At 57.6% G+C, this 20,971-nt stretch carries 23 protein-coding genes; 11 read left to right on the top strand and 12 right to left on the bottom strand.

Features of this window, described 5'->3' with window-relative positions; genetic code table 11:
• Positions 1-45: 45 nt before the first annotated feature.
• The 9 genes from rapZ to ACXAD0_RS16410 form a co-directional block, all read right to left on the bottom strand.
• Complete coding sequence (gene rapZ, locus ACXAD0_RS16450) at positions 46-903, bottom strand: RNase adapter RapZ (RefSeq protein ID WP_475089729.1); 858 nt, start codon at positions 901-903, stop codon at positions 46-48.
• A gap of 192 nt (positions 904-1,095) precedes the next feature.
• Complete coding sequence (gene ptsN / locus ACXAD0_RS16445) at positions 1,096-1,557, bottom strand: PTS IIA-like nitrogen regulatory protein PtsN (protein WP_475089728.1); 462 nt, start codon at positions 1,555-1,557, stop codon at positions 1,096-1,098.
• A 3-nt stretch (positions 1,558-1,560) separates the two neighbouring features.
• The gene (hpf, locus tag ACXAD0_RS16440; protein WP_475089727.1) at positions 1,561-1,851 is read right to left on the bottom strand and encodes a ribosome hibernation-promoting factor, HPF/YfiA family; all 291 of its coding nucleotides are present in this window, start codon (positions 1,849-1,851) and stop codon (positions 1,561-1,563) included.
• A 188-nt stretch (positions 1,852-2,039) separates the two neighbouring features.
• Positions 2,040-3,488, bottom strand: a complete 1,449-nt coding sequence (locus tag ACXAD0_RS16435; RefSeq protein ID WP_475089726.1) for an RNA polymerase factor sigma-54 — start codon at positions 3,486-3,488, stop codon at positions 2,040-2,042.
• 183 nt (positions 3,489-3,671) lie between these two features.
• Positions 3,672-4,397, bottom strand: coding sequence for an LPS export ABC transporter ATP-binding protein (gene lptB, locus ACXAD0_RS16430; RefSeq protein ID WP_475089725.1), 726 nt, complete (start codon positions 4,395-4,397; stop codon positions 3,672-3,674).
• A 103-nt stretch (positions 4,398-4,500) separates the two neighbouring features.
• A complete protein-coding gene (gene lptA / locus ACXAD0_RS16425; protein ID WP_475089724.1) occupies positions 4,501-5,091 on the bottom strand; it encodes a lipopolysaccharide transport periplasmic protein LptA in 591 nt (196 codons plus the stop codon).
• Positions 5,078-5,644: an LPS export ABC transporter periplasmic protein LptC gene (lptC, locus tag ACXAD0_RS16420; RefSeq protein WP_475089723.1), complete on the bottom strand. Its 567-nt coding sequence runs from the start codon at positions 5,642-5,644 to the stop codon at positions 5,078-5,080. Before lptC ends, lptA begins: the two co-directional genes overlap by 14 nt.
• A complete protein-coding gene (locus ACXAD0_RS16415) occupies positions 5,644-6,195 on the bottom strand; it encodes a KdsC family phosphatase (protein ID WP_475089722.1) in 552 nt (183 codons plus the stop codon). The genes lptC and ACXAD0_RS16415 overlap by 1 nt, the downstream gene beginning before the upstream one ends.
• 19 nt (positions 6,196-6,214) lie before the next feature.
• Positions 6,215-7,186, bottom strand: a complete 972-nt coding sequence (locus tag ACXAD0_RS16410; RefSeq protein ID WP_475090413.1) for a KpsF/GutQ family sugar-phosphate isomerase — start codon at positions 7,184-7,186, stop codon at positions 6,215-6,217.
• Between the two features lie 391 nt (positions 7,187-7,577).
• Between ACXAD0_RS16410 and ACXAD0_RS16405 the strand changes: the two genes are divergently transcribed.
• From ACXAD0_RS16405 to hisD, 5 genes are all read left to right on the top strand, one after another.
• The gene (locus ACXAD0_RS16405; protein WP_475089721.1) at positions 7,578-8,231 is read left to right on the top strand and encodes an MlaC/ttg2D family ABC transporter substrate-binding protein; all 654 of its coding nucleotides are present in this window, start codon (positions 7,578-7,580) and stop codon (positions 8,229-8,231) included.
• Between the two features lie 89 nt (positions 8,232-8,320).
• Complete coding sequence (locus ACXAD0_RS16400; RefSeq protein ID WP_475089720.1) at positions 8,321-8,554, top strand: BolA family protein; 234 nt, start codon at positions 8,321-8,323, stop codon at positions 8,552-8,554.
• Between the two features lie 13 nt (positions 8,555-8,567).
• Positions 8,568-9,830 (top strand): UDP-N-acetylglucosamine 1-carboxyvinyltransferase, encoded by a 1,263-nt coding sequence (murA, locus tag ACXAD0_RS16395; protein ID WP_475089719.1) that lies wholly within the window; start codon positions 8,568-8,570, stop codon positions 9,828-9,830.
• 135 nt (positions 9,831-9,965) lie between these two features.
• Positions 9,966-10,595 carry an ATP phosphoribosyltransferase gene (gene hisG, locus ACXAD0_RS16390; RefSeq protein WP_475089718.1) on the top strand — a complete coding sequence of 210 codons (630 nt, stop codon included), beginning with the start codon at positions 9,966-9,968 and terminating at the stop codon, positions 10,593-10,595.
• 17 nt (positions 10,596-10,612) lie between these two features.
• Positions 10,613-11,920 (top strand): histidinol dehydrogenase, encoded by a 1,308-nt coding sequence (gene hisD / locus ACXAD0_RS16385; RefSeq protein WP_475089717.1) that lies wholly within the window; start codon positions 10,613-10,615, stop codon positions 11,918-11,920.
• Positions 11,921-11,944: 24 nt separating this feature from the next.
• On the opposite strand, the gene ACXAD0_RS16380 is transcribed toward hisD, so the two are convergent.
• Positions 11,945-12,385, bottom strand: coding sequence for a nuclear transport factor 2 family protein (locus tag ACXAD0_RS16380; RefSeq protein ID WP_475089716.1), 441 nt, complete (start codon positions 12,383-12,385; stop codon positions 11,945-11,947).
• Between the two features lie 53 nt (positions 12,386-12,438).
• The gene (locus tag ACXAD0_RS16375; RefSeq protein WP_475089715.1) at positions 12,439-13,569 is read right to left on the bottom strand and encodes a S1C family serine protease; all 1,131 of its coding nucleotides are present in this window, start codon (positions 13,567-13,569) and stop codon (positions 12,439-12,441) included.
• Positions 13,570-13,723: 154 nt separating this feature from the next.
• On the opposite strand from ACXAD0_RS16375, the gene sat reads away from it, so the two are divergent.
• Positions 13,724-14,914 carry a sulfate adenylyltransferase gene (gene sat / locus ACXAD0_RS16370; RefSeq protein WP_475089714.1) on the top strand — a complete coding sequence of 397 codons (1,191 nt, stop codon included), beginning with the start codon at positions 13,724-13,726 and terminating at the stop codon, positions 14,912-14,914.
• 120 nt (positions 14,915-15,034) lie between these two features.
• On the opposite strand, the gene ACXAD0_RS16365 is transcribed toward sat, so the two are convergent.
• Positions 15,035-15,493, bottom strand: coding sequence for a Z-ring associated ZapG family protein (locus tag ACXAD0_RS16365; protein ID WP_475089713.1), 459 nt, complete (start codon positions 15,491-15,493; stop codon positions 15,035-15,037).
• Between the two features lie 180 nt (positions 15,494-15,673).
• On the opposite strand from ACXAD0_RS16365, the gene zapE reads away from it, so the two are divergent.
• From zapE to ACXAD0_RS16340, 5 genes are all read left to right on the top strand, one after another.
• The gene (gene zapE, locus ACXAD0_RS16360; protein ID WP_475090412.1) at positions 15,674-16,798 is read left to right on the top strand and encodes a cell division protein ZapE; all 1,125 of its coding nucleotides are present in this window, start codon (positions 15,674-15,676) and stop codon (positions 16,796-16,798) included.
• A gap of 170 nt (positions 16,799-16,968) precedes the next feature.
• The gene (gene rplM / locus ACXAD0_RS16355) at positions 16,969-17,397 is read left to right on the top strand and encodes a 50S ribosomal protein L13 (protein ID WP_475089712.1); all 429 of its coding nucleotides are present in this window, start codon (positions 16,969-16,971) and stop codon (positions 17,395-17,397) included.
• 14 nt (positions 17,398-17,411) lie between these two features.
• Positions 17,412-17,804, top strand: coding sequence for a 30S ribosomal protein S9 (gene rpsI, locus ACXAD0_RS16350; protein WP_475089711.1), 393 nt, complete (start codon positions 17,412-17,414; stop codon positions 17,802-17,804).
• A 326-nt stretch (positions 17,805-18,130) separates the two neighbouring features.
• Positions 18,131-18,730: a ubiquinol-cytochrome c reductase iron-sulfur subunit gene (petA, locus tag ACXAD0_RS16345; protein WP_475089710.1), complete on the top strand. Its 600-nt coding sequence runs from the start codon at positions 18,131-18,133 to the stop codon at positions 18,728-18,730.
• Complete coding sequence (locus ACXAD0_RS16340) at positions 18,727-20,928, top strand: ubiquinol-cytochrome c reductase (protein WP_475089709.1); 2,202 nt, start codon at positions 18,727-18,729, stop codon at positions 20,926-20,928. Before petA ends, ACXAD0_RS16340 begins: the two co-directional genes overlap by 4 nt.
• Positions 20,929-20,971: the final 43 nt, after the last annotated feature.

Genomic DNA, 20,971 nt, shown 5'->3' with positions numbered 1-20,971 from the left:
GTGGCCATCAACGGTTTTGATGTCGTTTTTGATCCGTTCGGCGGCTCAGCGCTGCTCCCGATGTCGAACCTGTATATTGTCAAACTCGGCAGAGAATGTCTTGGCCAGTTGCTCCACCATGTAGACCGAGCGGTGGCGGCCGCCCGTGCAACCGATGGCGACGCAGGTGTAACTGCGATTGCTGTCCTGGTACGACGGCAACCAGCGACGGAGGAACCGGGTAATGTCCTGCTCCATTTCCTGTGTTTCCTCGTGTCCCTGCAGGTATTCGGCAATCTCCGGATCAAGGCCGGTCTTATCCCTGAGTTCCGGGACCCAATAGGGGTTGGGCAAACAGCGCAGATCAAACACCAGGTCGGCATCCACGGGAACACCATGCTTGAACCCGAAAGACTGGAAGAGGATGGCCATGCTGTGGGTGTCCGCGCCTACCACACGCGTTTTCACCTGTTCGCGCAGCTGGTGCAGGCTGAGGCTGGAGGTGTCAATCACCAGGTCTGCAATACCAGCCAGTGGGGCGAGCAGTTCTTTCTCCTGGTTGAGCGCTTCGAGCAGGTGGGTGCGGTTGTCACTGAGCGGGTGTTTACGGCGGGTTTCGCTGAACCGCTGCACCAGTACCGGGGAACGTGCATCCAGATACACCACGTCACAGGGTACGCCGCTCGCCCGCAGGTCTTCGATGACCTGGGGGGCTTGTTGAACATCCTCCCAGAGATTGCGGGCATCAATGCCAAGTGCAAGCCGGGTGTCGTCTACCTGCGGTTGCTGCTGCACCCGGCGTACCAGCTCGGGAAGCAGGCTGGCCGGCAAGTTATCGATACAGTTAAAGCCGACATCTTCCAGCAGCTGCAGTGCAGAACTCTTTCCCGAGCCTGAGCGGCCACTAATAATTACCAGGCGCATACCGTTGACTATCCGTTTGCAGAAGCGTGGGTCCAATGATGTTCGATTGCGCGGCTGGGCACAATCCTGACTCTATGAAAGTGGTGGTGGGGAGGGGGTGCGAGTAGCGTTTCGATCGATCGCGCTGGTGCCTCGGTGGGGCGAGTGCGGCAGCGCATGCGCAACAAGATCCGCTGACGCGGTCAGGCAGGATTATGCGGCGGAGGCGCTGTCGATCGCATGTGCGTAGAGGGCGTCGCCGCTGTCGGCCTGGCGTAACTTCTCCCGAACGCGACTGTCGCTGAACAGGGCGGCAATCTGCGCGAGCGTGTCCAGGTGATCTTGCTCTGCGTCTTCGGGTACCAGTAGCGCAAACAGCAGGTCGACAGGCTGGCGATCAATGGCGTCAAAATCTACTGCAGGCTCTGTCGTGCACAGCACACCGATAGGTTCCTGACAGCCAGGCAGGCGGCAGTGAGGGATGGCCACCCCGTCACCAATGCCGGTGGAACCCAGACGTTCGCGGGCAATCATTTGCTGGAAGATGGTATCCGGATCCAGATGCGGCTTCTGTTCTGCGATTGTCTGGGCAATATTCAGCAGCAGCTTCTTCTTGCTGCTCCCCGCCACACGACTCAGGCAAAGGCGGGGAGTGAGTAAATCTTCCAATGTCATGGTTTACCGGTAATTTCGCAGCTTTTCTTTGTGCTTCAGCAGCTGGCGATCGAGCTTGTCTGTGAGTGAATCAATGGCGGCATACATATCGTCAGACTCGGAGTCAGCAAAGATGTCGCGACCGTTCACATGCACCGTGGCCTCGGCCTTCTGAATCAGTTTATCGACGGAGAGCACCACTTCTGTTCGTGTGGCCACGTCGTTATGACGGGAGAGTTTATCCAACTTGGATTCACAGTAATCGCGGATGGATGGGGTCACATGCAGGTTATCGCCACTGATGTTGATCTGCATAGAAGTCTCCTTTGTGAGCGCGTCTTATGACGTAAAAGTCATGGAGCCCACTCCGTCAGGGCGGCAACCCTACTAGGAAGTGGGTCAGAATGGAAGGATACACTCAAGGATTGGGGTTTGGTTGCAGGAAAAGAGGGTTATTCTGCCTGTAATTGGCGACTGACCTTGTTGTTTCAGTCAGCTTGTTCTTAAACGAGGCGTTTGCGCTCGCTGGAGGAGGGGATACCCATGGATTCGCGATATTTCGCGACGGTTCTGCGCGCGACTTTGATGCCCTGCTTATCCAGTTCCTGGGTGATCTTGTTGTCGGACAGGGGCTTGCGTGGCTGCTCTGCATCGATGAGCTTGCGGATCATCGCGCGAATTGCAGTGGACGATGCATCTTCACCGGAGTCGGTACTCACGTGGCTGGAGAAGAAATACTTCAGCTCGAATACGCCGCGGGGCGTGAACATATACTTTTGAGTGGTCACGCGAGAGATGGTCGACTCGTGCATGCCAATGGTTTCTGCGATATCGGCCAGTACCATGGGCTTCATGGCTTCCGGGCCATGCTCAAAAAAGCCCTGTTGTTTCTCCACGATACTGGAGGCCACTTTGAGCAGGGTTTCATTGCGGCTCTGCAGGCTTTTCAGAAACCAACGCGCTTCCTGCAGGTGGTCTCTCAGGAAGTTGTTATCTGCCGAGGTGTCGGCGCGCTTGATCAGGGCCGCGTAGCCACTGTTGATGCGCAGGCGGGGCGTGGTTTCCGGATTCAGTTCTACCTGCCAGCGGTCCTGTCGGCGGCTGACGATCACATCCGGTACCACATACTGCGGGTCTTCATCACCGAAGCTCTCGCCGGGGTGCGGGTTGAGTGTCTGGATCAGGCGCATCACTTCGCCGAGCTCGGACTCGCTGAGGCGTGTGCGTCTGCTGAGTTGACGGAAGTCCCGTTTGCCGAGCAGGTCCAGGTGCTCTCCGACGACCGCGCGCGCCTGCTCCAGCCAGAGTGTATCCAACGGCAGTTGCGCAAGTTGCAGTAGCAGGCACTCACGTAAGTCGCGGGCGCCGCAACCAGCCGGCTCGAATTGCTGGATGGCCTTCAGGACGGCGATGACTTCATCGGTTTCCGCACCGAGAGATTCCGCGATTTCCGCGATTGGCGACTCCAGGAACCCCCTGGGGTTGATATCGTCAATCAGCGCTTCGGCGATGCGTTTGTCCTGTTCGGTCAGTGGTGTCAGGTTGAGTTGCCAGAGGAGGTGGTCATTGAGATTGTCGGGAGCGGCATTGCGCAGCTCCAGCGTGCTGTCTTCCATTGGCCCGGCGCTACTGCCGCCGCTGTAGATATCGTCCCAGTGTGTGTCTACCGGCAGGTCTTCGGGGATATCCTTGTTCCAGTCTCCCTCCGCCAGCTGCTCTGACTCTGTTTCAGCGGCTGCTGTGGGTTGTTGAGCTTCCAGAGGTTGCGGATCTTCAGTGTGCGCTTCCGCGTGCTCTTCCGCCTCGACTTCCAGCATGGGGTTGCTGTCCAGGGCCGACTGCACCTCTTGCTGCAGGTCCAACGTCGAAAGCTGGAGCAGACGAATGGCCTGCTGCAGCTGCGGCGTCATCGTGAGCTGCGTGCCGAGTTTTAGCTGGAGAGACTGCTTCATGGGTGTCGGTAAGTTACTGCGGCGAAAGAATCTTCTGTTTATCCATGACGCCGCAGACTAACCTTCTGCAATCGCGATTACAAGCAATAAGTATGCCGAAAATGATGGGCGTGCGCGGAGCCGGCGGATCTTAGTCCAGTAGATTACGTTGGCGGGGTTCGCTAGGACAAACTACTGCGCCGGTCAGATCGTGAATTCGTGTCCCAGGTAGACCTCACGTACTTGCTGGTTTGCCAGCACCTCTTCAGGGGTGCCTGCGGCGATAATATGCCCCTCACTGACGATATAGGCCGTTTCACAGATATCCAGCGTTTCGCGCACGTTGTGGTCTGTAATCAGCACGCCAATATTGCGGTCGCGCAGGTGGCGAATAATCTGCTTGATATCGTTTACCGAGATCGGGTCCACTCCGGCAAAGGGTTCATCGAGCAAAACAAATGCGGGATCGGTGGCCAGTGCGCGTGCGATTTCCACGCGACGACGTTCGCCACCGGAGAGGGCCATGCCGGGACTGTCGGCGATATGGGTAATATTGAATTCTTCCAGCAGCGCATCAGCCTGCTGTTGGCGCTGCGCCCGGTTCAGGTCTTTGCGGGTTTGTAGGATGGCCAGAATGTTGTCCCGCACTGACAGGCGTCGAAATACCGAGGCCTCCTGGGGCAGGTAACCGATACCTTTGCGCGCCCGTCCGTGCATGGACAGGTGGGTCATGTCCTCGCTATCGATGAGAACCTGGCCGGCATCGGCGCGTACCAGACCGGCAATCATATAGAAGCACGTGGTTTTGCCGGCACCATTTGGGCCTAGCAGTCCCACGACCTGCCCACTGCTGACGCAGACAGAGACATCTTGTACGACCTTGCGCTTTTTGTACTGTTTGGCGAGATGTAACGCTTTCAGCGTCGGCATATTGTGGTCCTGCAGTGCCGACAACCGGGGATTGGTTGCTCGGCCGAAATTATCTTTGGTGGCCCATGGCAAGTCCGGGAGCCAGGCCGTTTACAGCCCGCGGCTACGAGTCTTCCTGTGTCGCTTGCTGGGGGTCCTGTCCTTTGACATTGCCCTGATCGTTTTGCGGCTGCTGCGGTTCGTTCTGTGGGGTTGCATTGGCTTCGGGCTTCCAGATCATTTCCACCCGGTTTTCCCCGGACTGGCCCTGTGCCTGGATTTGCTCGCTGGCCAGGTCGTAGTCAATGCGCTGCGCGCTCAGGGTGTTGCCATCGCGGTCGACATGGGCATCCCCGGTTAGCAGCAGCTTGTCTGCGTTGATTTTGAACTCAATACGCTTTGCCCGTGCCTTGATCGGTGCCTGGGTCTGCTCGACGGATTGCTGGAAATGGGCGGGTTTGCCGGTCGCAATGACCCGGCTGATTTCACCCTGGTCGTTGCCGTGAACTTCCACCCGGTCTGCGCGGATTTGCAGGGAGCCTTGGGTAATGACCACGTTACCAATGTACACCGACGTGTTGGTGTTGCGGCTCGCCTGGAGCTTTTGTGCCTGAACCTTGACCGGTTGCTGGCGGTCTGTCGGCAGCGCGATGGCGGCCGTTGTCATCAGCGTGGCGATCACGGCCAATGGGAGCAGGAACTTAGTCTGTTTCATAAGTGCTCGTTACCTGGGAGAGAATCTCCACCCGCTCTTTTTTAAGGTCCGCGCGAAGGCCCTTGCCCTGTGTGCGGTTGGAGCCGGTGACAATGTTAACAACTTTGTCGGTCTGCGCGAATTCCCGGTGGGGGAAGATCGTGATTGCCGGTGTGTTCAGTTGGATCCCACCGGGTTCTGGTAGTTCTGTAATGTTTACTTCGCCACTCAGCACCACTCTCTGCCCATTGTTGTGCGCCACCCCGGTCTGCGAAACCGTGAGCCATTTTGGTTGGTCTTCCTGAAAGAAGACGATTCTGGGCATGGTCAGGTCTGCGCGGTCCCTACGCCCGAACTGGTAGAAGCTGATGGCTTCTGCATCCACCCGATAGGCTTGCTTGCCCTCGAGGTTGAAGTGTCGGGTTTTTGCGCCGCGAATCACGAGGTCGGCGGCCTGGTCCTGCTGTTTTGGGGTGGGGCGCTTGCCGAGCAGCTCTCCCGGCTGGCTATCCGTGAACCAGATGGCTGCAGTGACAAGGCCGACGATAATAAACAGCGGTAACCAGGTGCGCATCAGTTGTTTCCGATATAGGGGGCCAGTGCAGCATCAAATGTGCCCTGGGCCTGCATGATGCGGTCGCAAACTTCCCGTACGGCCCCCTCACCACCACGCGCGTCGGTCACCCACACGGCGCGCTCACGCACAGGGGGAGCCGCATTGGGAACGGAAATGGGGCAGCCCACCCGGGTCATGACGAGCAGATCAGGATAGTCGTCGCCGACATACGCGATGTCCTCAAGCCGGCAGCCGTCTTCGGCGAAGATTTCTTCGAGGGCGGCGAATTTGTCCTCCCGCCCCTGGATCAGCTTGCGAATCCCCAGGTCATGCGCGCGGCGCTCAACCACACTGCTGCGGCGACCGGTGATAATCGCAACACCCACCCCGGACTTTTGCAGCATTTTGATGCCATGGCCGTCCAGCGTGTTGAAGGTCTTCAGCTCGTTGCCGCTGTTGTCAAAATACAGGCGGCCATCGGTGAGGACGCCGTCGACGTCCAGCACCAGCCAGCGGATCTTGGCGAGGCGCGCATGCAGCTCTTTTGGTGAAATTTCGGTAGAACTCACTGCTTTGTTTCCCTGTGGGTCAGATAACGCCGGCGCGCAGTATATCGTGCATATGCAAAAGGCCAATCGGATGGTGCTCGTTGTCCTCGACAACCAGCGCGGTAATCTTGTTGTCCTCCATGATACGCAGGGATTCTGCCGCTAGCGTATCGCCAGAAACCGTTTTCGGTCGCCGGCTCATGACTTGCTCCATGGTGGCTTGATCCAGTTCAAACCCCTGGTCAATGACGCGGCGCAAATCGCCGTCGGTGAATACACCCATCAGGGTGCCATCTTTGTCGACGACCGTGGTCATACCGAAGCCTTTGCTGGTCATTTCCAATAGCGCTTGTGAAAGACGGGTGGATGGGGCGACCTGGGGCAGTTCCTCACCGGCGTGCATAACGTCCGACACGCGCAGCAGCAGGCGGCGTCCCAGTGCGCCACCAGGATGTGAAAATGCGAAGTCTTCCGCCGTAAAACCGCGTTTCTCCAGCAGGGCGACTGCCAGGGCGTCGCCCATGACGAGCGTGGCGGTGGTGGATGAAGTGGGCGCCAGGTTGAGGGGGCAGGCCTCGGTGTCCACGGAAATGTCCAGATTGACATCCGCGGACTGCGCCAGCGGCGAGTCTGGCTTGCCAGTCATTGTGATCAGTGGGACACCAAGACGCTTCAATAGGGGCAGCAGGGTGAGTACCTCTGCGGAGCTACCGGAATAGGAAATCGCAATGACTACATCTTCCCGGGTAATCATGCCCAGGTCGCCATGGCTGGCTTCGCCAGGATGTACGAAGAAGCTGGGGGTGCCGGTGCTGGCGAGGGTTGCGGCGATTTTATTGCCGATATGGCCGGATTTGCCCATGCCAGTGACAATGGTGCGGCCCTGGCCTTCCAGGATGAGCTCGCAGGCACGCTTGAAGTCCCCGTTAATGCGTTGCTCAAGGGAGTTGACCGCCTGTGCTTCCATTCGCACAGTGCGCTGCCCCGCCTCGAGAATCGGGTCCTGATTCATACTTTCTCTCTGTCGTTCGGTGATTTTGTTCATTGTTGTCAGCCCTAAGGCTAAAAAAACGCCACTTTGGGCGATAAAGGGACCCCGGCAGTGGAACGCCTGCGACATGCTAACCTCATATATAGAGGATGAATCGCGCGATTGCTCCCGTCTGGTGACCGCGGTAAGCGCTACCCAGCCGAATTGTCGCGTTGTTTGGCGTTGGGCCCCTCTTTTAAGCGCGGTCATGGTATAGTTTGCCGCCGCTGCTGTCAGCTGGACCAGTGTGTGGAAGTTGGGGACGACCGGTACCGAGAGCGGGAAGCTTCTCAAATTAATGCCGACACGACATGCCAAGGGGTGTTGTTCGTGTAGGGGCGTCCAAGGATAGATTCGCGAATGGGAGAGATCAGTGAACTTTTCGGCTTTTTTGACCCGCGGCAACCCGCTGCAAAAATTCCCCCTGGCGCTCGTCGCGCTGCTGCTGGCGCTGTGGTCGCCGTTCAGTAGTGCCTCCCAGAATCCCTATACCCTCATAGAGGGTGTATCCCAGAAGCTTCTGGGGGTGATTCGCGCAAATTCCCAGTATATGAATTCCGATCCGCAGCGTTATTACAGCGCGGTGGATAGCGTTCTCGCCCCGGTAGTGGACTTCAATTTCATTGCCAGAGGCGTTATGGGGCGTCACGTGAAACAGTCCTCTGCCGCTCAGCGTGCGCGCTTCGCGAGTGCTTTCCGCCGCGACCTGGTATCGACCTTTGCCCGCGGTGTCGCGACCTTTGGCGATATGAATGTCCGTGTGGTGAACCCCGGCAGCATGCCGAAGGGGAACCGGGTGAATGTGCTGCAGGAAGTGCGCAGCAAGGAAGGGTTGACCAAGGTGTCGTACACCCTGGTGCGCAACAAGGCGGGTCAATGGAAGTTGATCAACGTGATCCTGAATGGCGTCAATCTCGGCAAGACTTTCCGCAGCCAGTTTGATCAGGCCATGGCGACCCATGGCAATATCGATAAAGTAATTGATAACTGGTCCGCAGCAGAGCGTGTGGCCAACAAAGTAGGATAAGACGTCAATCCACCGTGGACTGGTGCTCATGTACCAGTCCCACGTCTGTCCTTACCTCCGAATTTTCAATTCCAACGATTTTCCCGAATATGCAACCTGAAGAAATTACATCCCTCATTGAAGGGCATATCCCCGATAGCCAGGTAGAAGTCGCCTTTGAAGGTAGTCACCTGCTGGTCACCGTCGTAAGCCCTGCGTTTGAAGGGTTGAGCCGGCTTAAAAAACAGCAGCTGGTTTACGGAGCGCTTGGAGACAAGATTGCGGACGGTACCTTGCACGCGGTTCAGATGCAGACGCTGACGCCCGCCGAAGCAAGCGAGTAGGGTCAACGAAGAAATGGATAAGCTGATTATCGAGGGCGGCCGGCCAATTTCCGGCAACCTGCGTATTTCCGGTGCGAAAAATGCCGCGCTGCCGATTCTTGCCGCGGCGTTGCTGGCCGACGGGCCCGTACATATCCGCAATTTGCCTCACCTGAACGATATCACCACGATGATCACCCTGCTGCGCTGCATGGGTTGCGAGGTGACGATTGATGAGAAGCTGGGGGTCGAGATTGATCCTCGCTCGGTCAATGAACTCACCGCGCCCTATGAGCTGGTGAAAACCATGCGCGCATCGATTCTGGTGCTCGGTCCGCTACTGGCCCGGCACGGGGTTGCCAACGTCTCATTCCCGGGAGGTTGTTCGATCGGTAGCCGTCCGGTGGATATCCACCTGAAAGGGCTGGAGGCGATGGGCGCCGAAATTGAAATTGATGAAGGTTTCATCCGGGCTCGCTCCAATGGCCGCTTGAAGGGCGCAAATATCGTCATGGAGAAGGTGACGGTAGGCGGCACGGAAAACCTGCTGATGGCCGCGGTTTTGGCCGAGGGTACCACCGTGTTGCACAACGCTGCACGCGAACCCGAAATCGTCGACCTGGCCGAGTTCCTGATTGCGATGGGGGCCCAGATCGAGGGGGTTGGTACCGATACCATGCGCGTTCATGGTGTCTCGCGGCTCTCTCCGTGTGCCTTTTCCGTCATGCCTGATCGCATCGAGACCGGCACGTTTCTGGCGGCTGCCGCGGCGGCGCGCGGTAAGGTACGCCTGACCGAGACCCGGGCAGATATCCTCGATGCGGTGCTGCTCAAGTTTGAAGAAGCAGGCGCGCACCTGAGTACCGGTGACAACTGGATTGAGCTGGACATGAAGGGCAATCGCCCCAAGGCGGTCAGTTTCAGGACTGCGCCTTATCCGGCCTTCCCCACCGACATGCAGTCCCAGTTCATGGCCATGAATGCCGTCGCAGAGGGTAAGGGGACCGTGACGGAGACGATTTTTGAAAATCGGCTTATCCAGGTCCACGAGCTCAATCGCATGGGCGCAGATATTCAGCTCGAGGGGAATACCGCGATCGTGACTGGTGTTGAGCGGCTGAAAGGTGCGCCGGTCATGGCGTCTGACCTGCGGGCATCGGCGAGCCTGGTCATTGCGGGCATGGTGGCAGAGGGCACCACGGTCGTGGATCGTATTTACCATATTGACCGCGGCTACGAATGTATCGAAGAAAAACTCCAGCAGTTGGGAGTGGCTATCCGACGCGTTCCCGGCTGACACGCGTGCTCATGATTGCCGGGGTGCCGAGAGAGTGATCGGAGCTCGGTGCCCGGATTCCATTGATTTATAGAGCGCGCTGGATAGGTGCATCCCCGCTAGTAGACTGACACTCAGGAAAATAAAGCGAACACAATGCAGATAACGATTGCGTTGACCAAGGGGCGGATTCTCAAGGAAACCTTGCCGTTGCTGGCAGCGGCAGGGCTCGAGCCTCGCGAAGATATCTCCAAAAGCCGCAAGTTGATCTTCGAAACCAATCAGAAGGATGTGCGCCTGCTGATTTTACGTGGTTCCGATGTGCCGACTTATGTGCAGCATGGTGCGGCAGATCTGGGCGTGGCCGGCAAGGACAACCTGCTGGAGCATCGCACAGACGGCTTGTATGAACCGCTCGATCTCGGTATCGCACGCTGTCGACTCATGACTGCCGGTATCAAAGGGGCCGAATTGCCCCCGGGACGCATCCGGGTGGCGACCAAGTTCGTAGAAAGTGCCCGTCGTCACTACGCCGCCAAGGGGCGTCAGGTGGATATCATCAAGTTGTATGGTGCGATGGAGCTGGCCCCGCTGATGGAGCTTGCCGATGAAATTGTCGATATTGTGGATACGGGCAATACGTTGTTGGCGAACGGCCTTGAGGCGCGTGAAGAGATCGCCGATATCAGCAGCCGGTTAATCGTCAACAAGGCCTCCATGAAAATGAAATATACGCCGATCAACGCGTTGATCGAGCGTCTTGCCACTGCGGTGGCCGGTGACTGAGAGTGTGAATGGGTCTGATGAGTAAGGAAACTGTGCGCCGGCTGGATGCCTCCGGTCCGGACTTTGATCGCCAGCTCGAGGAGCTGCTAGCCTGGGAAGCTGTGGCTGACTCGGGGGTTGAGCAGACCGTGGATGAAATTCTCAGCGCAGTCCGCAGTAATGGGGACGCCGCGGTCATCGAATACACCAACCGTTTTGATCGGCGCAATTTGCGGCAGGCAAGCGATTTTGTCCTGCAGGCAGCGGAACTCCATGCCGCGCTGGAGCGAATACCAGCGGCAGAGCGTGCGGCGCTCGAAGCGGCTGCTGATCGGGTGAAAATCTATCACGAGCATCAACTGCAGGATTCCTGGCAGTACACGGAGCAAGACGGCACTGTGCTCGGGCAAAAGGTCTCGCCGATGGAGCGTGTCGGAATCTATGTGCCCGGTGGGAAAGCCAGTTACCCGTCGTCAGTGCTGATGAATGCCATTCCGGCCAGGGTTGCCGGTGTGGATGTTGTCTCTATGGTGGTGCCCGCACCGGACGGAGAACTGAATGATCTGGTGCTCGCGGCTGCGGCCATTGCCGGGGTTGACCAGGTGTTTACGGTTGGTGGTGCGCAAGCCGTGGCAGCGCTCGCCTACGGAACGGAGACCATTGCCAGGGTCGACAAGATTGTGGGTCCCGGAAACATTTATGTCGCTGCAGCCAAGCGGGCGGTGTTTGGCAGGGTTGCCATCGACATGATTGCCGGGCCGTCTGAGATCCTGGTGATTTGTGATGGTGGTACAGATCCGGATTGGGTTGCCATGGATCTGTTGTCGCAGGCTGAGCATGATGAGCAGGCTCAGTCGATCTTGTTGTGTCCCGACGCGGCTTTTATCGACGCTGTGGTTGACGCGCTTGACCGGCTACTGGCTGAATTGCCGCGGCGTGATATTGCCGCCATCTCGCTGGCGGACCGCGGTGCTGTTGTGAAAGTGGATTCCATTGAGCAGGCCATCGCGGTGTCGAATCGCATCGCGCCGGAACATCTCGAGCTGTCTGTTGAGGATCCCGAGCAATACCTGTCAGAGGTGCGCCATGCCGGTGCCATTTTCATGGGGCGATATACCGCGGAAGCCCTCGGCGATTACTGTGCGGGACCGAACCATGTGTTGCCGACCAGTGGTACTGCGCGTTTCTCTTCTCCGTTAGGGGTGTATGATTTCCAGAAGCGCAGCTCCATCATTCATTGTTCTGCCACTGGCGCGAGTGCCCTGGGAAAAATCGCCAGTGTTCTGGCTCGAGGTGAAGGGCTTGATGCCCACGCACGCTCGGCAGAATACCGGGTCAAGTCCTGACCCGGTGACTGTGCTGGAAGACGCTTAGTCTTCTGCAGGGATGCGTGTCGCCTGCCAGGCGACCGCTCGCCACTCCCCGTCCCGTTTGACAAAAGTGCCGGTATTGAAAAAACGCATATCCTGCACATTCTCATCATCACTCTTCGCGACCAGCATAAAAGCGGCGACTGCAGTACCGTCGAACAGGCGAATGTCCATTTGTTCGGCACTGTAGCGCACGCTGCTGGGCTCTTGCGGAGTGGCGGGCATGCCGGAAAGAATGTCCGCCTTGCCGAAGCGCTTGCCCGCTGAGCTGGTATAAATCAGATCTTCTGCCCAGATCCGCTCGTGTTGTGCGCGTTGGTCGGCGCCCGCCAGAAACTGCTCGATCAAAACGCGCAGTTGCTGGAAGTCCATACCTTCATGATCTTCTGCGGTGGCCTGCAGTGAAAAAACTGCTATCAATGCAATGAGGAGTTGCCTCATGATGGATGCCTCAATGGTTGCTTGTTGTTCTAGTCATGCTGGTGATAGCGGGCTCAGGTCTGATGTTGTTCCTTGGGAGGTTCTGACGCTGTCGCTGTCACCGTGCTTTGTTCACCGTTGCGCAAGTAGGTGATCGAAACGCGATCTCCGGGGCGGAGTGTTGCCATCGTGGCCTCTCCCCGCCGCCCGTCAGTGATCGGCTGCCCATCGATATGGGTAATGATATCGCCAGGTCGCAGTCCCGCCTGATGTGCCGGGCCGTCTTTGTAGATGCCGGTCACCGGCACGCCTTGCGAAGAAGACAGTCCAAACGCTCTGGCGACATTGGGATCCGATTCAATGCCCAGCCATCCAGGCACCACTCGCCCATATTCGATCAGATCCTGCATGATCTTCAGGGCAATGTTGGAGGGGATGGCGAAGCTGATTCCCCCGGAATAACCGCTTTGGTTGACCACAGTGGTATTGATGCCCAGTAACCTTCCGCGTGCATCAACCAATGCACCACCGGAGTTCCCTGGGTTGATGGCTGCGTCTGTCTGCAGAAAGTTCTGCAGTGCACTGCCGACGCCCGCGTTGTGCAGGTAGCGGCCGGTGGCGCTGATAATCCCTTGAGTCACTGTCTGACCGACCCCAAAGGGATTGCCAATCGCCAGGACGACGTCGCCCACTCTGGCGAGCTCTGGTTCGCCGACTTCAATGGCGGTGAGCTCGGACAATTCAATTTTCAGTACGGCCAGATCGAAACTCGGGTCTGTACCAACAATTTGTGCCTGGGCTTCGCGCCCGTCAGCGAGCAGCACGGTGATTGCGCGGGCCTGATCAATGACATGGTGGTTGGTCAAAATGTAGCCGTCGCTATTGACGATCACGCCGGAACCGAGGTTGGACTCCATTCTCTCTTTTTGCGGCTGCGGCAGATTCATACTTTCCAGCAGCCGACGAAAAGTCGGATCATTAAAGAGAGGGTTGCGCCGTTGTGGAACTGCGGTGCGGGTATAAATGTTTACTACGGCAGGTCCTGCCAGGTTGACCGCCTCGGCGTATGAGGCCGGTCCACCGGAGTAGGGCGCTGGGGCCTCGCCGTCTCGCAGCTGTGGCAGGGCAAAAAGCAGCAGGGCGGCAACCACGAGTCCGACCAGCGCCGGGGCCACCCAATCATGGAATATTCGGTTCAGGGACACACTCGCCTCCTTATTTCCCCACAGTATACGGCCAAAGGCATGGTTCCCGCTAAAGTCCACCCCTTACCGCATTTTGGGAATGTAGGTCTGGCACGTATAATGTTCCGCTCAAAATTTTCTTCCCCGCGTTTTGATCATTCAAATGGAGAGTTCTATGTCGCTAGTGCGTCCACATGGCAGTGTCGAATTACAGCCCCGTTTCGTATATGACAGTGAGAGGCATCACGCGCTGATGCATGAGGCGGAGACTCTTCCGTCGATTGTGGTCAGTTCTGCCGCCGCGGCGAACGCCGTGATGCTGGGAGCGGGCTACTTCAACCCGCTGCACGGTTACATGAATCTGGCGGACGTGCTGAGTGTCGCAGATAGCCTGCGTACTGCGGATGGCCTGTTCTGGCCGGTTCCGGTGGTCAATATGGTGGAAGATACCAGTGCGATTGAGGGCGCCAGCCGAATTGCCCTGCGTGATCCCAATGTCGAGGGCAACCCCGTCCTGGCCATTATGGATATCGAGGCCATCGAGACGATTTCCGACGAGCAGGTCAATGCGGTAGTGGAGCAGGTCTACGGCACCCTGGATGAAAAGCACCCGGGTGTGGCTACCTTCAAGTCCTCCGGACGCAAGTTGATCTCCGGCCCGATTGAAGTACTCAACTTCAGCTACTTCCAGACAGATTTCCCCGATACCTTCCGTACAGCGGTAGAAATTCGTAACGAATTCACCGAGCGCGGTTGGAACAAGGTTGTTGCGTTCCAGACCCGCAACCCTATGCACCGTGCTCACGAAGAACTGTGCAAGATGGCGCTCGACGGCGTGGATGCGGATGGTGTTCTGATCCACATGTTGCTGGGTCAGCTGAAGCCGGGAGATATCCCCGCACCGGTGCGCGATGCGGCGATTCGCAAAATGGTAGAGCTGTACTTCCCGGCCAACACCGTGATGGTGACCGGCTATGGTTTTGACATGTTGTATGCCGGGCCGCGCGAAGCCGTGTTGCACGCGGTATTCCGCCAGAACTGTGGCTGCAGCCACCTGATCGTTGGGCGTGATCACGCTGGCGTTGGTGACTACTACGGTGCGTTCGACGCGCAGACTATCTTCGACGACAAAGTGCCGGAAGGTGCGCTGGAGATTGAAATCTTCCGTGCGGACCACACCGCCTACTCGAAGAAGCTGAACAAGGTGGTCATGATGCGCGACGTGCCGGATCACAGCAAAGAGGACTTTATCCTGCTGTCCGGTACCAAGGTGCGCGAAATGCTGGGAGATGGTATTGCGCCGCCTCCGGAGTTCTCTCGTCCTGAAGTGGCTCAGATCCTGATGGATTACTATCAGTCTCTGTAAGCAAAAGGCAGTGGGTGACGGCGCGTTTTGGCATTCGGGTGGCCCGATTCGAAGCGCGCTAACACCATAAAAAAAAGGGCAGGATTTTCCTGTCCTTTTTTATTTGGGGATGGGGTAGCTCTAGCGGCCGGCAGTGCCTTCCGGTTTTTCCGCGGTTTCTTTGTCGAGACCGAAATCTTCCGCCAGGGTACCTTTGGCTCCTGGCTCTTTGGGCGCCCAATCCCGGGGAGGCTCTACCGGTTTCAGGTTGGGTTCGCTCTTGCCCAGTTGGTTGCTGCCGGCCTCCAGCATTTGCCGGCCAATGTCGTGGCTGGATAGCCGGATTGCGCTGTTCGACAGGTACTCGTGAACCTCTTTATAGCTCTCCGTCAGGTTGTGAACGAGCTGTGAAGTCTGGTCAAAGTGCTGATTGACCTGCTGCTGAAAATCTTCGAGCTTGTCATTCGCTTCATGCAGGCGCTGCTCGAGTTCTTCTGTGCGATCTTCGCCAGTTCGAGAGCGGCTGGCGATGAATGCCAGGAGGGCGCCTACAGCCAGGCCGGCGAGGCCTACCAGAATCAGTACCGATGTAGAGTGCAAAACAACTATCTCCTCAACTTGTCTGTGGTCGCAGCCACGATCGAAGGGGTCCAGTATACGCGATTCCGCGGCCAGCGGTAGAAAAGTGGCGAGCCAGTCACGCTGCGCCTTCTGGCGATATTTGGTAAAGTGGCGCCCCTTGTCACCTTTACCCCAAATTGAGTTCTCCTCTAATTGAGTATGTCTCTTTCGTCCAAACACCCCCTGTCGCCCAGGGAGCGCTATCAGCGAGACCTGCAGCGTCCCGATTTTGTTGCCGATTCCGCGCAGGCGGCCGCGGTGGAAGAGCTGCACGACCTCTATCTGCGTCTGCAGCAGGCCGATGAACGGGTCGGGTTAGGCGAGCGCGTGCGACGCTGGTTCGGTGGCACGCCGGCCCCGGAGTGTGGCTTGTATTTCTGGGGTGGGGTAGGGCGCGGCAAGACCTACCTGATGGATGCGTTTTATGAGTCGCTGCCTTTTCCTGAGAAGCAGCGGACGCACTTTCATCGCTTTATGCGTGACGTGCATCGGCAGCTGAAATCGCTGGCGGGAGAGAAGAACCCGCTGGAAGAGGTGGCTGCGCGGGTTGCCAAACGCGCGCGGGTCCTGTGTTTTGACGAGTTTTTTGTCTCCGATATCACTGATGCCATGATCCTGGCCAATCTGCTCGATGGCCTGTTTCGCCGGGGGGTCACCCTGGTAGCGACGTCTAATATCCAGCCAGATGGGCTCTATCGGGATGGTTTGCAGCGCGCCCGCTTCCTGCCGGCCATCGATCTGCTGAAAAAGCATACCAAGGTGCTCAACGTCGATGGGGGGACTGACTATCGGTTGCGTGCGCTCGAATCTGCCGAGCTGTATCACAGTCCATTGGATGCCGAGGCGAATGCGAGCCTGGAGCGCAGTTTCCGCAGTTTGATGGTGGAAGGCTGCGAGATCCATGAGCAGGTGGCGCTGGATATCGAGGGTCGAACGATCACAGCCCTCAAAGAGGCAGATGACGTTGCCTGGTTCAGCTTTGCCGAGCTTTGTGATGGCCCCCGGTCGCAGAACGACTATATCGAGCTGGCGCGCGAGTACCACACCGTGTTGCTGGCGGATGTGCCCTGTTTTGATGGTCGGATGGATAACCAGGCGCGTCGCTTTATCAATCTGGTAGACGAATTCTATGACCGTTGCGTCAAGCTGGTTATCTCCGCGGAGGCCCCCGCAGAGGACCTCTATAATGGTGCAAGACTGCATTTTGAGTTTCAGCGTACTGTGAGTCGCCTTCTGGAGATGCAGTCGAGGGAGTATCTGGCGCGACCGCACCGGCCCGAGTAGTGTGACCAGGCCCAGCATGGAGGGCGCGCAGAGCGTGGATTTTGGGGTTATTGGGTGAGGTTAAAAACTGTCCAGATAATCCTTGAAATGCCACCAGCGCTTATGTAGTATTCGCGCTCTTTTCGTGGGACGGCTCCTAATTCCGGGGGCCTCAAACAGGTGTTTATAACATGAAGACATACAGTGCCAAGCCAGAAGCGGTAACCCGCGACTGGTACATTGTCGACGCTGCGGACAAGACTCTCGGACGGATTTCCGCCGAGATCGCTACCCGTCTGCGCGGCAAGCACAAGCCTGAATACACGCCCCACGTGGACACTGGCGATTACATCATCGTAATCAATGCTGAGAAGGTCCGCGTGACCGGCAATAAGGCCAAGGACAAGATCTACCACAGCCACTCTGGCTACCCTGGTGGTCTGAAGTCCATCAGCTTTGAAAAGCTGATTGAGAAAGCTCCAGAGCGCACTATCCAGAGCGCGGTCAAGGGCATGCTGCCCAAAGGTCCGCTGGGTCGTGCAATGTTCAAGAAGCTGAAGGTATACAGCGGCAGCGAACATCCTCATGCGGCGCAGCAGCCGATTGAACTGTCGATCTAAGGGGAAGCATTCTCATGGCAACTACACAATATTACGGAACAGGCCGTCGTAAGACCTCCACCGCTCGAGTATTCCTCGTGCCGGGCGAAGGCAAGATCACTGTAAACGGTCGTTCTCTGGACGAATACTTCGGTCGCCAGGTTGCTCGCATGATCGTGCGCCAGCCGCTGGAGAAGGTCGACCTGGTCGAGAAATTCGACATCAATGTCACTGTTAAAGGTGGTGGTTCGTTTGGTCAGGCGGGTGCGATCCGTCACGGCCTGACCCGCGCCCTGATGCAGTATGACGAAGCGCTGCGCCAGCCGCTGCGTGCTGAAGGTTACGTTACTCGCGACGCCCGTGCGGTGGAGCGGAAGAAAGTCGGTCTGCGCAAAGCGCGTAAGAAGCCGCAGTTCTCCAAGCGTTAATCTTTTCCAAACCCGGCTTCAGGCCGGGTTTTTTCTTTCTGCAGTTTGCGCTGGCCCTGTGGCTCGCCGCTGCCCCTATTCGCCACTTCTGGTTACTTTGTCGCCGTTTTGCGTGGTATTCCCGCGGTACACCCCCGGATAGGGCCTGTGACCGCCTTGTATCAAAATGGCATTTTCTTTAACATTGCGCGGATTTGTATCCGCTTGATTTTTGGGGTTAATCCGGCCGGCCAAGCCGTCGTGCTGGATTTGATTAATAGCCCGTAGCAAACAGCTTTTTTGGGTTTGGGCCAGCGAGTACCTCGCTGTGATGGGAGAAAAACGTCATGAGTGATGACGGTGTAAACGTAGGTCGCCGCCGCTTCCTCACTGCCGCCACGACTGTGGTAGGTGGTGCCGGGGCAGTCGGTGTTGCCGTACCTTTTGTAAAATCCTGGAATCCGAGTGCCAAGGCCAAGGCCGCCGGTGCTCCGGTCAAGTACAACGTGGGCAAGCTGGAACCGGGCCAGATGGTCACCGTAGAGTGGCGTGGCAAGCCGGTGTACGTTGTGCGTCGCACGGAAGAAGTGCTGCAAAACCTCGAGAAGACGGCGCCAATGCTGCGCGACCCCAACTCCGAGGAGTCATCCCAGCCCGATTACGTAAACCCGCAGAATCGCGCGATCAAGCCGCAGTTGCTGGTCCTGGTCGGACTTTGTACGCACCTGGGTTGTGCGCCGATGTATCGTCCGGAGGTCGGTGCCACTGACCTGGGTGGTGCGGACTGGCTGGGTGGCTTCTTCTGCCCCTGCCATGGTTCCAAGTTTGACCTGGCTGGACGCGTGTTCCAGGGCGTTCCCGCTCCCCTGAACCTCGAGGTCCCGCCTTACTCCTATGAGAGTGACGATGTGATCGTGATCGGTGTTGACCAGGAGGGCAGAGCATGAAGTGGCTGACAGCATTGGGGGACTGGGTCGATCATCGCCTGCCGATCTATCGCGCCTGGGATACCCACATGGGCAAGTATTACGCGCCCAAGAACTTTAACCTCTGGTACTTCTTCGGCGTGCTGTCGATGATCGTGCTGGTTAACCAGCTGCTGACCGGTATCTGGCTGGTCATGAGCTACACCCCGTCCGCTGAGGCCGCATTCGCCTCCGTCGAGTACATCATGCGCGACGTCGAGATGGGCTGGCTGATTCGCTACCTGCATTCCACCGGCGCCTCCGCTTTCTTCGTGGTGGTCTACCTGCACATGTTCCGTGGCCTGATGTATGGCTCCTACAAGCCGCCGCGTGAGCTGGTGTGGATCTTCGGTATGTGTATCTACCTGGTGCTGATGGCTGAGGCCTTTATGGGCTATGTACTGCCATGGGGCCAGATGTCCTACTGGGGTGCCCAGGTGATTGTATCCCTGTTCGGTGCGATCCCGGTGGTCGGCGAGGACCTGGTACAGTGGATTCGTGGTGACTACCTGATCTCGGGCATTACCCTGACGCGCTTCTTCTCCCTGCACGTCATTGCTTTGCCGCTGGTGCTGGTATTGCTTGTTGTCCTGCACATTCTTGCGCTGCACGAAGTGGGCTCTAACAACCCCGACGGCATCGAGATCAAGAAGAACAAGGACGAGAATGGTATCCCGCGTGACGGTGTGCCCTTCCACCCGTACTACACCGTGCACGATCTGGTCGGCATCGCGGTGTTCCTGTTTATCTTCTGTGTCGTGGTGTTCTTCTTCCCGGAAATGGGTGGATTCTTCCTGGAGTACGCCAACTTTGAAGAGGCGAACCCGCTGAAGACCCCGCCGCATATTGCGCCGGTCTGGTACTTCACGCCGTTCTACGCGATCCTGCGTGCGGTCACCATGGATATCGGTCCGCTGACCGCGAAATTCCTTGGTCTGGTGGCGATGGGTGCCGCGATTGCGATTCTGTTTGTGCTGCCGTGGCTGGACAAGAGTCCGGTGCGTTCCATTCGCTACAAAGGTTGGATGCCCAAGGCTCTGTTGATGGTGTTTGCAGCGATGTTCATCATCCTGGGTTACCTGGGTGTGAAGTCCCCGACCCCTGCACGCAACTTCCTGGCGCAGGTAGGCACGCTGTTCTACTTCGCTTACTTCTTCACCATGCCGATCTGGACCAATCCGCAAGAGCGTAAAGGCCTGCTGTCCTGGATCGTCAGTGCCGTGTTTGGCGTACTGTTCCTGTGGATGGCGGTTGAAAATTGGTCTGCCAGTACCGCAGTAGGCATCATGAGCCTGGTATTTGCCGCGTTCTTCGCCGCTGTGCCGTGGCTGACCAGCCGTGACACTGTGTATCCGGTACCCGAGCGTGTCACCAGCCCGTCCGGTGGTAAGACGTTTGGATTCCTGTTTGGTGGTCTGGTGGTTGTCGGTCTGCTGACCTTCCTGCCGATCAAGGCGGTCGGTGCCGAAGTTGATGTTGAGCTCGATCACATCAACATCGACCTGGAAGACAAGGCTTCCCTGCAACGCGGCGCCAAGTACTTCGTCAACTATTGCATGGGTTGTCACAGTGCGAACTTCTCCCGTTGGGAGCGAGTCGCGACTGATCTGGAGATTCCGCCAGAGCTGATGACCGAGCACCTGGTATTGGGCGACGCCAAAATCGGCAATCTGATGGAAATTTCCATGCGCCCGGACGATTCCAAGGTTTGGTTTGGCGCAGCGCCGCCCGATCTGACCCTGGTTGCGCGCTCCCGTTCCCCAGAATGGCTCTACACTTACCTGCGCAGCTTTTACCGTGACGATTCCCGTCCGGTAGGCGTCAACAACAAAGTGTTCCCGAACGTCGGCATGCCGCACGTATTGATGGAGCTGCAGGGGCTGCCAGAATGTGCGCCCGGTCCGAAGCGTGAGCACGGACAGGTGGTACGTGATGAGCTGGGCAACCCGATTATGGATGCCGACTGTGGCAGCCTGCAGGTTGGTGACGTTAAAGGTTCGATGAACGAAGCCGAGTTCGATCAGGCGGTCTTTGACCTGGTCAACTTCATGGAATATATCGCAGAGCCAATGGCTCTGGAGCGCAAGCGTCTGGGCTTCTATGTTCTCGCCTTTATTGTGGTGTTCTTCCTGTTCGCGTGGTTGCTGAACCGCGAATACTGGAAAGATATTCATCACTGATCGAGGGTTTGGTCGCCTCAGGTGACCGCGCCCTTCGGGCAAT

The sequence above is a fragment of the Microbulbifer sp. ABF4_148 genome (assembly GCF_056158985.1).
Note: the sequence above shows the minus strand (reverse complement) of the source record. Positions and strands in the feature narration are given on the sequence as shown.

Coding starts and splice junctions, on each gene's coding strand:
- rapZ (WP_475089729.1), bottom strand. CDS start 903: ATGCGCCTGGTAATTATTAGTGGCCGCTCAGGCTCGGGAAAGAGTTCT.
- ptsN (WP_475089728.1), bottom strand. CDS start 1,557: ATGACATTGGAAGATTTACTCACTCCCCGCCTTTGCCTGAGTCGTGTG.
- hpf (WP_475089727.1), bottom strand. CDS start 1,851: ATGCAGATCAACATCAGTGGCGATAACCTGCATGTGACCCCATCCATC.
- ACXAD0_RS16435 (WP_475089726.1), bottom strand. CDS start 3,488: ATGAAGCAGTCTCTCCAGCTAAAACTCGGCACGCAGCTCACGATGACG.
- lptB (WP_475089725.1), bottom strand. CDS start 4,397: ATGCCGACGCTGAAAGCGTTACATCTCGCCAAACAGTACAAAAAGCGC.
- lptA (WP_475089724.1), bottom strand. CDS start 5,091: ATGAAACAGACTAAGTTCCTGCTCCCATTGGCCGTGATCGCCACGCTG.
- lptC (WP_475089723.1), bottom strand. CDS start 5,644: ATGCGCACCTGGTTACCGCTGTTTATTATCGTCGGCCTTGTCACTGCA.
- ACXAD0_RS16410 (WP_475090413.1), bottom strand. CDS start 7,186: ATGAATCAGGACCCGATTCTCGAGGCGGGGCAGCGCACTGTGCGAATG.
- ACXAD0_RS16400 (WP_475089720.1), top strand. CDS start 8,321: ATGCAACCTGAAGAAATTACATCCCTCATTGAAGGGCATATCCCCGAT.
- murA (WP_475089719.1), top strand. CDS start 8,568: ATGGATAAGCTGATTATCGAGGGCGGCCGGCCAATTTCCGGCAACCTG.
- hisG (WP_475089718.1), top strand. CDS start 9,966: ATGCAGATAACGATTGCGTTGACCAAGGGGCGGATTCTCAAGGAAACC.
- hisD (WP_475089717.1), top strand. CDS start 10,613: ATGAGTAAGGAAACTGTGCGCCGGCTGGATGCCTCCGGTCCGGACTTT.
- ACXAD0_RS16380 (WP_475089716.1), bottom strand. CDS start 12,385: ATGAGGCAACTCCTCATTGCATTGATAGCAGTTTTTTCACTGCAGGCC.
- sat (WP_475089714.1), top strand. CDS start 13,724: ATGTCGCTAGTGCGTCCACATGGCAGTGTCGAATTACAGCCCCGTTTC.
- zapE (WP_475090412.1), top strand. CDS start 15,674: ATGTCTCTTTCGTCCAAACACCCCCTGTCGCCCAGGGAGCGCTATCAG.
- rplM (WP_475089712.1), top strand. CDS start 16,969: ATGAAGACATACAGTGCCAAGCCAGAAGCGGTAACCCGCGACTGGTAC.
- rpsI (WP_475089711.1), top strand. CDS start 17,412: ATGGCAACTACACAATATTACGGAACAGGCCGTCGTAAGACCTCCACC.
- petA (WP_475089710.1), top strand. CDS start 18,131: ATGAGTGATGACGGTGTAAACGTAGGTCGCCGCCGCTTCCTCACTGCC.
- ACXAD0_RS16340 (WP_475089709.1), top strand. CDS start 18,727: ATGAAGTGGCTGACAGCATTGGGGGACTGGGTCGATCATCGCCTGCCG.